We start from the raw sequence: 13,960 nt of genomic DNA on the forward strand, positions 1-13,960 counted from the left end.
TGACACCTACTAATAAGATGTCACCTATATTTCTCTTATTCTTTAATTTTCACAAGGCAATCCTTTTGATAAAAGGCTATACCATACTTAAATATATTTTTATATCCTTCACTACTTAGTTCTTTATCATACTGTCTATCTTCTATTTGCTTTATTGCCTCATCTGCTCGTTTCTCTAAATCATCAATATTATTTGCAATTTTAAACTCAATTACTATTGCAATTCCTCGCTTTGAAACTGCCTTTATAAAAAGATCACTACGTCCTCTTCCTCCTTCTCTATTGGACTTAACGATATATCCCTTCATATGAGACAATACTCCTGTTAGAAATCCATGATAAAAGTTTTCATAAGCATCATTAAAACTGATGGTTTCTATTAATAATTTTCCTAATTCCTCTTCGAATACTTCTGGATTTTTACTTAAAACAGCCTCAAATAATCTTGTTTTATCACATTGATTAATTTGTTCATTAAACCACTTTAATATCTTTGTCCTAAAAATATATTTTACTTCTTCGTTAGGAATAGCAAGTTCTATATATCTTATATTTTCTTCGCTTATTCTTTCATTTATTTTCTTAAAATACCCGGTAAAAAACATAAAATTCCATAAGTTATCCATAGTATCATAAACTTCATCATAAGTAATGTCCTCATGAATTGGCTTTTCTATAGTTTTTCCTTCTATTAAAGCTTCAATCTCGCCTTTAGTTATGTCATCGGCTCTTTCTATAAGACTTCTTACTATACTATTGGAGCTAGTGTTTGCCCAGTATGATGTAGGAAATCTATTAATATTTGCTTTAAGATCATCTATATACTGCATTACACTCCAAGGGTTGTAGACATTAACATTTCCGAAAATATACCCATTGTACCAGTTCTTTATATCTTCATACTTTTGTGACATATTATAATCACTACATATTTTCATAACCTCATCATCGGTAAATCCAAAGTATTCTGCATATCTATCATCTAGTATCGAGATTATTTTTAAGTTATTCAATCCTGTAAAAATACTTTCCTTTGAAATTCTTAAACACCCAGTAATTACTGCAAACTCTAATGATGGATTGGTCTTTAGTGATGACTCAAATAATGAACGTATAAATGAAATCATCTCTTTATAAAAGCCTTCAAAAAATGCATTTTCTAGTGGTACATCATACTCATCTATAAGAATAATCACATTTTTTTCATGATATTTTTCAAGACAATGGCTTAAAAATCTTAATGACGTAGCATATAGCTTCATATCATCTTCTTTACGGACTATTCTCATATATTCTTCTTTTTCCGTTGCTAGTTTATCACTTTCTAAAATATATAAATGTCTTCTAAACTCGTTAGATATTTCTTCTCTTAAACATTGAAAAGCTAATTGTAAATCCCCTTGCTTCGCTGACTTTAATGAGAGATTTATCACAGGATACTGTCCCATATGGGAAGTATAATTTTCTCCAGCACTTTCTATATCAAGTCCCTTAAAAAGATATGACTTATCTTCTTTTTCTCCAGTAACTTCATTATGCCTATCTTCAAAGAAATACTGTAGCATACTGATATTTAAGGTCTTTCCAAAACGTCTTGGCCTTGTAAATAAATTTACAGAAGCTTTGTTATCTAACAAATCTTTTATTAGCATTGTTTTATCTATAAAATAATAACCTCTCGTTATTAACATTTCAAAATTATCTATTCCGATTGGAAGTGGCTTATTTATCACTTGATACTCCCCCTTTTCGTATATCTTTATTATAGACTAAATACAGTTATATTAAAATAAACGAGATTCCACAAAGAATTAATAAATTTATCTTCACCACGCCTTCACCTTCAGTGGTTTTTGCTTCTTCTATTATTTTTACTATATATACTTAATCATCACTTTTATTTTATCTTCTATAACCTACGACTCATATCCACTGTTTAATAATTTATATATAGACAAAAGAGATAGAAAACTTTCGTCTTCTACCTCTCTATCTCTATTTATCTGTTAATTCTTCTAAAAACTATTTGTGAAACTCACAAGTAATTTTACTGTAATATAACATTTATCTATAAATTATTAATCCAATCAAAACTATCACTAATATTATTATTCCTAACCACAATTTAGGAACATATTTTTTCAGTTCTTTCATCTTTTCATTAGACTTTGAAAAAACATGTATTGTAACTATCTGACATGCGCAAAATTGTAATGCTGCTATTACAAGTAATATAAAAGACATATTTGTATCTGTATGCTCTAAAACTACTATCAATATAAGAATTGATGCTATTAATAATGATATAAATGTATATATCCATTTAACACTTTTCCCTCGTATTTTCTCTACTATAGCAAATGCTATACTACTTATACAAAGTAAACCACAAGCAATAGTAATTGCAACATTAAGATTATTTGTATAATTCATTGTAATCATAATAATTAATATAAATATAAAGTATATTATTTTGATTTTTTCTCCCCATGCTATCCTACCTCTATTCTATTAAATTATCATACCATGACTCCTTCACTTTTGAAGCTACCCATCCAATACCAATTGATGCCAAACCTGCTGTTACTATTGCTGCACCACCTACTAATATTGCCGGTGCTTCCATAGCAGTTAACACCCCTACTACTAATCCTACAAGGCACTTTGTTAAATAACCTCCTAATTGTGCTACTCCAATATCATACATACTCATTGCCATACATGTTGCTGCATTATTCCAACTAAATGTACTTGTTATCTTACATTTTAAAATATTTTGACCAATACTAATTGTTGTACCTGATATATTCATTGGTCCAACATTTTTTACAGTTTTGCCTATCCATATATCAGACTTCAGCTTTTTTGAATCAGATATAGCTTGATCTGTTGCTCCGCTTACAAAATTAACAACAACTTCAGTATTTTTCAATGGTTTAGGAGTTGGCCTTGGTGTTGGTTTTGGCTTTGGTTTTGGAATCGGCTTTCTATTTGCAACATTATTTGCTATTGCCGTATATTGCGATTGTATCGCCATACTTATATATTTACCATTATCACGTCCGCCAGTAATATCAAATCTATATCCATTTGAGTCTTCCATTATTACTGGATTATTTCCACAATACGCAAACATATTAAATGATAGTATATCTCCTGGTTGTCCTATTAATGCATCTGCATTTATAAATCTTCCCCACTCTGGATTATAATATCTACTTTGAAGATAATACATTCCAGTCTCTTCATCATATCTATATCCTCTATATCTATATGGGTTCTTTTTACCTACACTATCTTTTAAACTTCCACTTATTGATACTATATTTCCCCATGTATCATAACTATAGTTTACTACTACTTTTCCTTCACTATCATATAGTCCTATTACATCATTTTGTACATTTCTGATATAGAAGTACTCTTTTCCATTTAGATTCATAGATATTAGATCGCCGTCGGCATCATATGTATAGTATATCTTATCTGTTCCATTATCACTAGGAGTGTTACTGCACTTCCTGATAGATAATATTTTGTCCGATGACTACCATCCGTAATATTCACTTTGTGAATATACGGCTGCTACGTCCCTGGATAACGATTTCTAACCTTTAGTTTCGCTTTGCTCCCCTAAAGCTAAGAACTCTGTTTATTGTTACTCCATTTACTGTCTTTTCTGTTCTTATTCCACAGTCATTGTATTTATAACGTATTCCTTTTCCATTATGCTCCATGGACTTATCCTTCCAGTTGCTATCTCCATAAGTATATTCTACTGCACCACCTTCGGTGTTTTACTTCTTCTATATTTTAAACTTTCTTTTTTAATCTCATCATTTCTATTTTATCTTTTAGAGCCTCCAGCTCAGCTTCGCTGTTTTTTAATAGAAAAGTAATCTCAAATTTTTAAATATACATGATGTACATTTAATTTCTTTTTATTTTAAAAGGACTAGAAAACTATCATTTCCTAATCCTTTTCTTGTTACTTTTTTAATATTTTATTTCTATGTATAATCGCACATATCATACTTATTATCATTAAAACTGTAGTTATTCCCATTAATATCCCTATTAATATTATAATAGAGTGATTTACAAAACTTTCTCCTAATATAACCAGTATTATCAATAATGCACACAATATAGAAAATGTAGTCATCACAAGTATATTATATTTATTTTTACTATCATATCCTGTTTTAGTTTTTACACAAAAAATTATACAACATGCTATTGCTGCAACTATTATTATACCCTCAGGTATATTTTCATAACCTACCCTATTTATTAAAATCCTAACTATTGCTAGAGTTATTAATGCTACCATTACTGAAATAAAATTATTCTTTTTCATTATTCCCTCCATATTTATATAAATAATTATTTTTTATTCTATGCAACAATTGCTCCTCCACTGCTTAAATATTTTGAAGGTTTTTTAAGTTCAGCGTCCCACAAATAATATTTAAATGCTTCTACAGCTAATCCACCTACAAGTGAAACAGCAGCTGCGGCTAATGGTCCTCCAAAGCATCCTGCCATTATACTAACACCTGTTAGTGCCACATCTATAGCACTCCTCCAAAATGCTTCCTTTTTACTATATCCACTATGATAGTTATTCCATACACTCACTCCAGTAAGTGCTACACCCACAGCTCCTATACTCTCTACCTTAGAAACCATTTGTAATGTCTTGGCGCCTTTTACTGGCATCGTCACAGCCATCTGCCCAGCTCTTCTACCCGCTCTATTAACGGTACTTAATGTAACCTTACTTGGAACATTTTTATAAACCTCACTAACTCCGCCTTCTATAGCTGTAATAACTCCACCTTTTGTTGAATTTGAAACATCATTTTTAGTAATAGGAGTATTCTTAATATTATTACTTGGTTTATTATTTGATTTAGATGATGAAAATACTTTTTTCACCTTATTTACTACATTACTTACAGCCTTCTTCACTGCCTTTGCCGCCGTCTTCATCCACTTTGGCCAATATCCACTTTCATCACTCATATTCACCGGATTGTTGTTGCAGTACTGGAACATATTACATCCCTGAATACTGCCCACTTCTGCTATCCCTGCATCAGCATTTATAAACCTTCCCCACTCTGCATTATAATATCTACTTTTCAAATAATATAATCCTGTCTCTTCATCATATCTATATCCTCTATATCTATATGAGTTCTTTTTACCTACACTATCCTTTAAACTTCCTGTTATTGATACTATATTTCCCCATGTATCATAACTATAACTTACTACTACTTTTCCTTCTGTATCATGTAGTCCTATTACATCATTTTCTACATTTCTTATGTAGAAATACTCTTTTCCATTTAGATTCATAGATATTAGATTGTTATAAACATAATAGGTATATTATACTTCATCGTCACCATTATCTACAATATATTCTATTTTTTATTTATTTGTCTCATTTTTTCACTTATGATATTTGTTAGTTACAGCTTAATGTTTAACCATCTCCATAAAGTTAAAGAGATAGAAAACTTTCGTCTTCTATCTCTTTTATCACTTTTTCCACCTTATACATACTATAAAACCTGTTAAAACTTGTGATGAATCTTACTTAAATATAATTTTATATCCCCATCCTACTTTTGTTCCATTAACCTTTACTGCTATAAAAAAGCTAATAAATAACATAATTATTGATATTAATAATGATAATCTAAGAAATCCATTCCAAAGAGGAGCACTGTATTCAAAAATCAATTTTCCTTCTTGATCATATCCATATATCTTTGTAAAAAATAATGTGTTACTTAACTTGTACTTTTCACCGTTAGTTGTAATAAATTTATCACTATTTCTATCTATCTCCTCTCCTTTAACAAGATTATAATCATCTTCTTTCGTAATATAATTTCCATCTAACTTATACTTTAATATTCTTTCTCCTCTTACATCAGATATTATTAACTGTTGATTTTTGTCTATAGTAAAGCTATAACTTCCTGCTGTATTAATTAAATATGAATGAATAAATTGAGCACTACTATTATAAACATTAATTTTCCCACCTACACCCAAATATACATTCCTATTATTATCTACTGCAATACCATTTACATTAGTTATCATTCCTTCTTTAGAATCAATAATTTGTGAATTATCATATTTAGATTCACCACGACCATTTATGTAACAAATAAAATATATAATTAAAATCAATATTACAACTATAAACATTAATATTAAAAATATTATGCTTCTATTTTTTACATTCTTCATACTATATATATCCTTTCAATTATTAAGGCATAATTCTTATACTACCATCATATAAATTAACAACACCTAAGGTCTTTGTATATGTAGCTTCCGCGTGAACTTCTCCTCCTACCAATAATGGAGTAACTCCAGCTCCAATTTTTAAACCAACTCCAGAATATGCTCCTCCTCTACCATTAGGTATTATAGAATAATCAAGGTCTGCTGAAAATGGAGTTAACTGTGCTGATCCACCAACTTGTACTCCCCAACCTTCTAAACTTTTATAAGATGGCGCATTGGTAACTACTGGTGATCCTACACCTACACTAGCACTAGGTAATCCTGCTGAACCTCCAAAATTTCCTGTTGCCTGTAATGATATATTTCCTTTAGTATCTATAGTTACTCCAATACTTCCTCCAAGTGATAAACCACCTTTTATGCTCCCTGAAATAATAGGAATTGTAACAGTTCCTCTTTTATTAGTGTTACATATTGGTGATGAGTTAATTTTAGTTTTTATTACATTCTTAACCGTATTGCCTATCTTACTTACAGTGTTTTTTACTACTTTACCTACCTTACTTACAGTCTTTTTTACTGTCTTTGCTACTTTTTTCATCCACTTTGGCCATTGACCACTTTCATCACTCATATTTACTGGATTATTAAAACAGTATTGAAAAGCATTATGAGTTCCTAGTTCACCTATTTTTCCACCTATGTTATCACAATTTATAAACCTTCCCCACGAACCATTATAATATCTACTTTGAAGATAATACATTCCAGTTTCTTCGTCATATCTATATCCTCTATATCTATAAGGATTCTTTTTACCTACACTATCCTTTAAACTTCCTGTTATTGATACTATATTTTCCCATGTATCATAACTATAGTTTACTACTACTTTTCCATTTTCCTCAAGCATCATTGCATCTCCTGATAGATAATATTTTGTCCGATGACTACCATCCGTAATATTCACTTTGTGAATATACGGCTGCTACGTCCCTGGATAACGATTTCTAACCTTTAGTCTCGCTTCGCTCCCCTAAAGCTAATAACTCTGTTTATTGTTACTCCATTTACTGTTTTTTCTGTTCTTATTCCACTGTCATTGTACTTGTAACTTATTTCTTTTCCATTTCCTGAAATAGACTTTAATTATCTTCCCATCTCCCATGTAAACTTATATCCATCATAAGTTAATGGATTTCCTATTTCATCATATGTTATTTCTTTTCCATTATATGCTGTTAGCTTGTCCTTCCGGTTGCTATCTCCATAGGTATATCCTACTGCACCATCTACGATGTTTTGCTTCTTCTATATTTTTAACTTTCTTTTTCATCTTATATTTTTCATTTATAACAGCCTTCGGCTCAGCTTCGCTGTTTGATTTCTTTACTAAAACAAAAGAGATAGAAAACTTCTGTCTTCTATCTCTTTTCTTACTTTTTCATTTTATTTATAGCTCAAAACCCATTAAAACTTATGATAAATCCTACAACATACTTTTATCTTACTTACTACACTAGCACCATTTTGCGTAAAGTATGGCACCTATTATAAGCAGAACACCGAATAATACCATCTTTAATCCTTTCGTAGCTTCCTTTTTCAATTTTATCTCTTCTTCAGAATTTCCTAGTTTAAAAGTATAAAAACACATATAAACTATAAATTGAAAAATACCCACTATTGAGATTATTCCTCTTATGTCTTTAGTAAAAGCATTACTATAACTTATTGCAACCATAATTACCATTATAATACCAGATATATATATACCTAAATACCTTTTATCTTTACCTTTAGGATGATATAAATAAACCCACACAATCAACCCTATTAATGTTAAAATTGATAATACACAACATACAAAGATACTATTTTTTGATAAAAAACTTGTTGACGCCATAGCTAAAACCGCCACTAATCCCATAATCTTACTTCTTTTATCTTTCATTAACTTCACCTCATGTTTATTAATTAATATATTTTTCTTTTATAATATTAGCACCGACAGATAGTTCCCATCCTATAACTCCAGCAATAAATACTCCACTAATTGCTGCAAAAGCTCCTGTTCCTAACATTAAACCTGCAGCTACACTTTTAACAATTTTATAACCTTACTTTTAAAATTATAAACTAATAAAAATAAGAAATACTCCTAATAATACAAAACCTATTCCTCCAACCCACATTGCTATTTTTTCTTCAATAGACATTTCTTCAGTTTTGTATCTTTTTATACTTTCTATTATTAATACAATAAATACTTGTATAAAACATATATCAGTAATTACACTTATTAATTTACTATTTATATATTCTTCATTTAAATTTGAAAGTGTTGTACCAATAACAAGTATTAATGTAGAAATTAAAATTATTACTACCCTTCTTGTTTTCTTATCTTGTTTTTTTCTTGACTTAAAATAGAAAATTGCTACTATAATCCCCATAATTATTATTACTGATAAAAACTCTTTTGGTATTACTGTCTGCCTTACAATAAACATTCCTAACAATGACGATATAACTGAATTTCTAATAATGTTATTCTTTTTCTCCATATGTATAATTCCTCACTACCTTTTATTCTTATCAAAATAATTATCAATCTTCTTAAATACCTCGTTGATGTTGTTGTTTTTATTAATTATTTATTAATAGCTTGTTCAACAACATTCTCTCCTGCCACTTGCACAAAACCTTTTAATGAATTCTTTATAACTGTGTTTTTTAATATATTTATCACTTTTGTTTTAACATTATTATAAATATTCTTTGCTTTATTTACTACATTGCTTACCGCTTTCTTCACTGCCGTTTTAATCGACTTTTAAAAAATATCCACTTTTATCACTTATACTTACAGAATTCCTGTGACAATATGCAAACATATTAAATAATAAGATGCCTTCAAGTTATCCCATTAACGTATCAGCATCATATATATATTTCACCTTATCTGTTCTATTATTTTCAAGCATTACTGCATATCCTAAATTTTCTTTCTAGTTACTATCTGCTTAGATACATCCTACTGTTAGTGTTATTATTCCTATATCTTCGGAGTCTTTTTACTTATTCTACAATCTTAACTTTCTCTTTTCATCTCATCATTTTTCTTTTATTGTTTACAGCCTATGGCTTAGCTTTCTTTTTAATAGTTTTTGTAATCTAAAAGAGATAGAAAACCTTCGTATCTATCTCTTTTTAATTTTATTTATTTTTATCCATATTCAGGCTAACAAAGAAACTTTCAAGTAATTTAAAAATACTCTTACTATTCAAGCCACTTTACTACCAGTATAAATAAGGTAGTACAAACTATTATGATTATTATTCCTATCATAGATTTTAAAAATGTCTTTTTAGCTTCTTTTATTTTCTCATTACTATTGTCAAGAGTAAACATAACATACGTTGAATAAATAAGTAACTGTACAAAACCTATCACCGATATTATCAATATAAAACGATCACTAATATTAATTAGTATTCCATCAGAATATGCTATCGTAACAGTAATCCACAACACCAAACCAGATATAATAAATCCTACTACCTTTTTCTTATGCGGTTTATTAAAAGCAACTAAAGTCCATATTAATGTTGATACAAGCAAAACACCTGCTATTAAACACCCTTTTAATACAAATTCTTCGGTAAAACATTGTGCTAAAAACATAGCTACTAATACTAAAGTCCCGCCTACTTTATTATTTATTGACTTATTACTTTTCATATAATCAACTTCCTCTCTTTCATTTGTTTATTCTATTACATCTCGTTTTATATTACTTGCGGTAACTGATATTACCCATCCTAATCCTGCCGTAATTAATATTCCAGCTATTGCTGGAGCTCCTACTGCAGACATTACAGCTGTTACTCCAAGTCCTGCCAAATAACCAATTCCCAGACTAGCTACATCTATTGCACTTGAAATAGCTGCATCAAATGTAATTCCATCCTTAAAATTTAAAAGTATACCAGATGCCGTCAATCCTATTCCGCACGCCCCTATTTTTTGTACTTTTGTTGCAAACTTGCTAAAAGTCTCTATAGCTGATAATGAATTGTCTATTCCTGATCCTACTGCATTAACTATATCTCCAGACGTGGTACTTGTAACAAAATTCTTTCCCTTATTTATTAAATTACTACCCGTTTGTTTTACTGATGATGCTACATTCTTACTTGTCTGCTTTATCGAACTCTTTATAACTGGCCCATAATTTTTAACAGCATTTTTGACATTTTTATATGATGAAACTACTTTATTTTTAACTGTTTTAACTACTGCCTTTACCTTTTTTACTACTTTACTTACCGTTTTCTTTACTACCTTTGCAGCCTTCTTCAACCATTTTGGCAAGTATCCACTTTCATCACTCATGTTAACAGGATTGTTATGACAATACGCAAACATATTAAATGATAAAATATCTCCTGTTTGTCCTATTAATGCATCAGCATTTATAAACCTTCCCCACTCTGCATTATAATATCTACTTTGCAGATAATATAATCCAGTTTCTTCGTCATATCTATATCCTCTATATCTATATGGGTTCTTTACTCCTACACTATCCTTTAAACTTCCTGTTATTGATACTATATTTCCCCATGTATCATAACTATAACTTACTACTACTTTTCCTTCACTATCATGTAGTCCTATTACATCATTTTGTACATTTCTAATATAGAAATATTCCTTGCCATTTAAGTTCATGGAAATTAAATCGCCATCGGCATCATATGTATAGTATATCTTATCTGTTCCATTATCTTTAAGTGTTACTACATCTCCTGATAGATAATATTTTGTCCGATGACTACCATCCGTAATATTCACTTTGTGAATATACGGCTGCTACGTTCCTGGATAACGATTTCTAACCTTTAGTCTCGCTTCGCTCCCCTAAATCTAAGAACTCTGTTTATTGTTACTCCATTTACTGTTTTTTCTGTTCTTATTCCGCTATCATTGTACTTGTAACTTATTTCTTTGCCGTTTCCTGAAATTGATTTTAATTGTCTTCCCATTTCCCATGTGAACTTATATCCATCATAAGTTAATGGATTTCCTATTTCATCATAAGTTATTTCTTTTCCGTTGAATGCTGTTAGCTTGTCCTTCCAGTTGCTATCTCCATAGGTATATCCTACTCCACCACCTTCGGTGTTTTGCTTCTTCTATATTTTTAACTTTCTCTTTTAATCTCATCATTTCTATTTTATCTTTTACAGCCTTCGGCTCAGCTTCGCTGTTTAATTGTTTCCCTACAATCAAAGAGATAGAAAACTTTCGTCTTCTATCTCTTTTTTATTCTTTCATATAATATAAATACATTTTGAATTTATTTACAAACCCCTTAACTTAATATGGATAATAAAAGTAAAAATGTAATCCAGCACATAACTGTAACTAAGAAACACAAAGTAACTTTTAAAATTGTACTCTTATCCCCTACATTAATTCTTGTGCATCCCATAACACCCATAACTGCTATTACTGCTGGCAATGCTCCACCTAGCGATATAACTGGAATAGCAAGACATAGAGTTATAAATATCCAACACCACCATGAAATCGACTTTAATCCTGTATATTTGTTACCACTTATTAAGTATTTTCCATTATATGCTATATCAATTTTACTACCTATAGATACAAACCTACATTTATCATTTCCTAACACAACTGGAACATCAATTCCTGTAAAAGCTCGAAATGACTTTTTAGGTAATTGAATCTCTTCACCATTAATTACTAATATTTCTTTGCCTGTCCACATATTTCTTTTATATTCAATATTATATTTATTATTATCAATTGATACTTCTAACAATTTTGAATTTGACATATATCATCTATGCCTCCTTTTTTTGCGTCTCTTAATATTTTGAATATTTTCTATTATTAATTGTATTACCGTGATTGTACCAAACACAATAAAACTCACCCCATCTATTACCATTACAATGTTTAATAAAGTTTCATGAAACTCTATACCATTTAGCAATAATATTACATAAGGTATAAATAGCACCATACATGGTATAAAACAAACGAGTAAATATATTACCCCATGTATCTTTATGTAGTACCTTCCCCTTCTTAAAGTAAGCCTATTGATTTTCTCTAATATTTTTAGCCTTGGTGGAATTCTCCATACACCTACTCCTCTTGCTTCTATTTCTCCTCCTATCTTAAAAGACAGCCTAACAGAAGAAAACGCTACTGCCATTACCCATTGTCTAAAAAGTATGTACATATAATAAGCTATATCATTCCACAATTTTAACCACCTCAGCCTTAACTATACTATTATTTTTTATACACCATACTCCTTTACTTAATCCTGTGTCCACTTTATCATTCCTAAATAATCATTTCCAGTACTAACAACCCAACCTTTAAAAATTGCACTGGATGCACAATCTCTTAGATACTTGGTACGTGCTGTATTAGTAAAGAATAATGCTTTTACTCCCTCTGACTTCATAGATGAATATGCACCTGCACCTCCTAACGCACCACCAAAAGCTCCAACTGCCATACTTCTAACAACCTCTATTGGTCCTTGATTATTCAAAATTGCTGACGAACCCGATAATGTTGCTGCCCCTGCTACTTGACCCAGTAGTCCGATTCCTGTAGCTGCCAATCCCCCACCTACAGCCCCAGTCACTGTCGCTATTGCTGTCTCTTTTACATTAATATTTTTCATTTTCTTTTTATCAACAACTTTCTGCTTCACTACATTAGAAACTCCTCCAACTACTGCACCGATAGCTGCTGAAGCCAAAACTGCAGCTCCTATTCCTGCAGATCCCAATGTAGATACAGTAACTGCGACTGCAACTGTTACTACTGCTACAACAGCAACAACCTTCGCTGCCTTTTTTATCACCTTTGCTGCTTTCTTCATCCACTTTGGCAAATATCCACTTTCATCACTCATATTCACCGGATTGTTATTGCAGTACTGGAACATATTATATCCCTGAATACTGCCCACTTCTGCAATTCCTGCATCTGCATTTATAAACCTTCCCCACTCTGCATTATAATATCTACTTTGAAGATAATATAATCCTGTTTCTTCATCATATCTATATCCTCTATATCTATATGGGTTCTTTTTACCTACACTATCTTTTAAACTTCCACTTATTGATACTATATTTCCCCATGTATCATAACTATAACTTACTACTACTTTTCCTTCACTATCATGTAGTCCTATTACATCATTTTGTACATTTCTTATGTAGAAGTATTCTTTTCCATTTAGATTCATAGATATTAGATCGTCATCGGCATCATATGTATAGTATATCTTATCTGTTCCATTATCACTAGGAGTGTTACTGCACTTCCTGATAGATAATATTTTGCCCGATGACTACCATCCGTAATATTCACTTCGTGAATAAACGGCTGCTACGTCCCTGGATAACGATTTCTAACCTTTAGTCTCGCTTCGCTCCCCTAAATCCAAGAACTCTGTTTATTGTTACTCCATTTACTGTTTTTTCTGTTCTTATTCCACTATCATTATATTTATAACTTATTTCTTTTCTATTATATGTTATTAGCTTATCCTTCCAGTTGCTTTCTCCATAAGTATATCCTACTCCACCACCTTTGGTGTTTTACTTCTTCTAT

18 protein-coding genes are annotated in these 13,960 nt (G+C 30.5%); all 18 read right to left on the minus strand.

Annotated features, from left to right (window positions below; genetic code table 11):
- Positions 1-35: 35 nt before the first annotated feature.
- Positions 36-1,733, minus strand: a complete 1,698-nt coding sequence (locus tag KQI30_RS07535) for an AAA family ATPase (RefSeq protein ID WP_216462692.1) — start codon at positions 1,731-1,733, stop codon at positions 36-38.
- Positions 1,734-2,064: 331 nt separating this feature from the next.
- The gene (locus KQI30_RS07540) at positions 2,065-2,433 is read right to left on the minus strand and encodes a hypothetical protein (protein ID WP_216462693.1); all 369 of its coding nucleotides are present in this window, start codon (positions 2,431-2,433) and stop codon (positions 2,065-2,067) included.
- Positions 2,434-2,503: 70 nt separating this feature from the next.
- Complete coding sequence (locus tag KQI30_RS07545) at positions 2,504-3,442, minus strand: RHS repeat-associated core domain-containing protein (RefSeq protein WP_216462694.1); 939 nt, start codon at positions 3,440-3,442, stop codon at positions 2,504-2,506.
- A 172-nt stretch (positions 3,443-3,614) separates the two neighbouring features.
- Positions 3,615-3,737 (minus strand): hypothetical protein, encoded by a 123-nt coding sequence (locus KQI30_RS17325; protein WP_301281811.1) that lies wholly within the window; start codon positions 3,735-3,737, stop codon positions 3,615-3,617.
- Between the two features lie 251 nt (positions 3,738-3,988).
- Entirely contained in the window at positions 3,989-4,360 is a 372-nt protein-coding gene (locus KQI30_RS07550; RefSeq protein ID WP_216462695.1) for a hypothetical protein, read from the minus strand.
- A gap of 38 nt (positions 4,361-4,398) precedes the next feature.
- A complete protein-coding gene (locus tag KQI30_RS07555) occupies positions 4,399-5,367 on the minus strand; it encodes an RHS repeat-associated core domain-containing protein (RefSeq protein WP_216462696.1) in 969 nt (322 codons plus the stop codon).
- Positions 5,368-5,607: 240 nt separating this feature from the next.
- On the minus strand, positions 5,608-6,276 hold the full coding sequence (locus KQI30_RS07560; protein WP_216462697.1) for a hypothetical protein: 669 nt from the start codon (positions 6,274-6,276) through the stop codon (positions 5,608-5,610).
- Between the two features lie 22 nt (positions 6,277-6,298).
- Entirely contained in the window at positions 6,299-7,195 is an 897-nt protein-coding gene (locus KQI30_RS07565; RefSeq protein WP_216462698.1) for an RHS repeat-associated core domain-containing protein, read from the minus strand.
- Between the two features lie 603 nt (positions 7,196-7,798).
- Positions 7,799-8,233: a hypothetical protein gene (locus KQI30_RS07570; RefSeq protein ID WP_216462699.1), complete on the minus strand. Its 435-nt coding sequence runs from the start codon at positions 8,231-8,233 to the stop codon at positions 7,799-7,801.
- 178 nt (positions 8,234-8,411) lie between these two features.
- Positions 8,412-8,846 (minus strand): hypothetical protein, encoded by a 435-nt coding sequence (locus KQI30_RS07575; RefSeq protein WP_216462700.1) that lies wholly within the window; start codon positions 8,844-8,846, stop codon positions 8,412-8,414.
- A gap of 86 nt (positions 8,847-8,932) precedes the next feature.
- Positions 8,933-9,097: a hypothetical protein gene (locus tag KQI30_RS07580; RefSeq protein WP_216462701.1), complete on the minus strand. Its 165-nt coding sequence runs from the start codon at positions 9,095-9,097 to the stop codon at positions 8,933-8,935.
- Between the two features lie 465 nt (positions 9,098-9,562).
- Positions 9,563-10,024 (minus strand): hypothetical protein, encoded by a 462-nt coding sequence (locus KQI30_RS07585; protein ID WP_216462702.1) that lies wholly within the window; start codon positions 10,022-10,024, stop codon positions 9,563-9,565.
- A gap of 27 nt (positions 10,025-10,051) precedes the next feature.
- Positions 10,052-11,140 (minus strand): RHS repeat-associated core domain-containing protein, encoded by a 1,089-nt coding sequence (locus KQI30_RS07590; protein WP_367397837.1) that lies wholly within the window; start codon positions 11,138-11,140, stop codon positions 10,052-10,054.
- Between the two features lie 47 nt (positions 11,141-11,187).
- The gene (locus tag KQI30_RS17050; protein WP_253287430.1) at positions 11,188-11,331 is read right to left on the minus strand and encodes a hypothetical protein; all 144 of its coding nucleotides are present in this window, start codon (positions 11,329-11,331) and stop codon (positions 11,188-11,190) included.
- Between the two features lie 100 nt (positions 11,332-11,431).
- The gene (locus tag KQI30_RS07600; protein WP_216462703.1) at positions 11,432-11,578 is read right to left on the minus strand and encodes a hypothetical protein; all 147 of its coding nucleotides are present in this window, start codon (positions 11,576-11,578) and stop codon (positions 11,432-11,434) included.
- Between the two features lie 82 nt (positions 11,579-11,660).
- Positions 11,661-12,152 carry a hypothetical protein gene (locus KQI30_RS07605; RefSeq protein WP_216462704.1) on the minus strand — a complete coding sequence of 164 codons (492 nt, stop codon included), beginning with the start codon at positions 12,150-12,152 and terminating at the stop codon, positions 11,661-11,663.
- 3 nt (positions 12,153-12,155) lie between these two features.
- A complete protein-coding gene (locus KQI30_RS07610; RefSeq protein ID WP_216462705.1) occupies positions 12,156-12,587 on the minus strand; it encodes a hypothetical protein in 432 nt (143 codons plus the stop codon).
- A gap of 57 nt (positions 12,588-12,644) precedes the next feature.
- Positions 12,645-13,592 (minus strand): RHS repeat-associated core domain-containing protein, encoded by a 948-nt coding sequence (locus KQI30_RS07615; RefSeq protein WP_216462706.1) that lies wholly within the window; start codon positions 13,590-13,592, stop codon positions 12,645-12,647.
- Positions 13,593-13,960 lie beyond the last annotated feature (368 nt).

The organism is Clostridium bornimense (assembly GCF_018917145.1).
GTDB lineage: Bacteria > Bacillota > Clostridia > Clostridiales > Clostridiaceae > Clostridium_AN > Clostridium_AN bornimense_A.

Coding starts and splice junctions, on each gene's coding strand:
- KQI30_RS07575 (WP_216462700.1), bottom strand. CDS start 8,846: ATGGAGAAAAAGAATAACATTATTAGAAATTCAGTTATATCGTCATTG.
- KQI30_RS07615 (WP_216462706.1), bottom strand. CDS start 13,592: ATGAATCTAAATGGAAAAGAATACTTCTACATAAGAAATGTACAAAAT.
- KQI30_RS07550 (WP_216462695.1), bottom strand. CDS start 4,360: ATGAAAAAGAATAATTTTATTTCAGTAATGGTAGCATTAATAACTCTA.
- KQI30_RS07545 (WP_216462694.1), bottom strand. CDS start 3,442: ATGAATCTAAATGGAAAAGAGTACTTCTATATCAGAAATGTACAAAAT.
- KQI30_RS07605 (WP_216462704.1), bottom strand. CDS start 12,152: ATGTCAAATTCAAAATTGTTAGAAGTATCAATTGATAATAATAAATAT.
- KQI30_RS17050 (WP_253287430.1), bottom strand. CDS start 11,331: ATGGGAAGACAATTAAAATCAATTTCAGGAAACGGCAAAGAAATAAGT.
- KQI30_RS07585 (WP_216462702.1), bottom strand. CDS start 10,024: ATGAAAAGTAATAAGTCAATAAATAATAAAGTAGGCGGGACTTTAGTA.
- KQI30_RS07560 (WP_216462697.1), bottom strand. CDS start 6,276: ATGAAGAATGTAAAAAATAGAAGCATAATATTTTTAATATTAATGTTT.
- KQI30_RS07555 (WP_216462696.1), bottom strand. CDS start 5,367: ATGAATCTAAATGGAAAAGAGTATTTCTACATAAGAAATGTAGAAAAT.
- KQI30_RS07570 (WP_216462699.1), bottom strand. CDS start 8,233: ATGAAAGATAAAAGAAGTAAGATTATGGGATTAGTGGCGGTTTTAGCT.
- KQI30_RS07565 (WP_216462698.1), bottom strand. CDS start 7,195: ATGATGCTTGAGGAAAATGGAAAAGTAGTAGTAAACTATAGTTATGAT.
- KQI30_RS17325 (WP_301281811.1), bottom strand. CDS start 3,737: ATGGAGCATAATGGAAAAGGAATACGTTATAAATACAATGACTGTGGA.
- KQI30_RS07540 (WP_216462693.1), bottom strand. CDS start 2,433: ATGAATTATACAAATAATCTTAATGTTGCAATTACTATTGCTTGTGGT.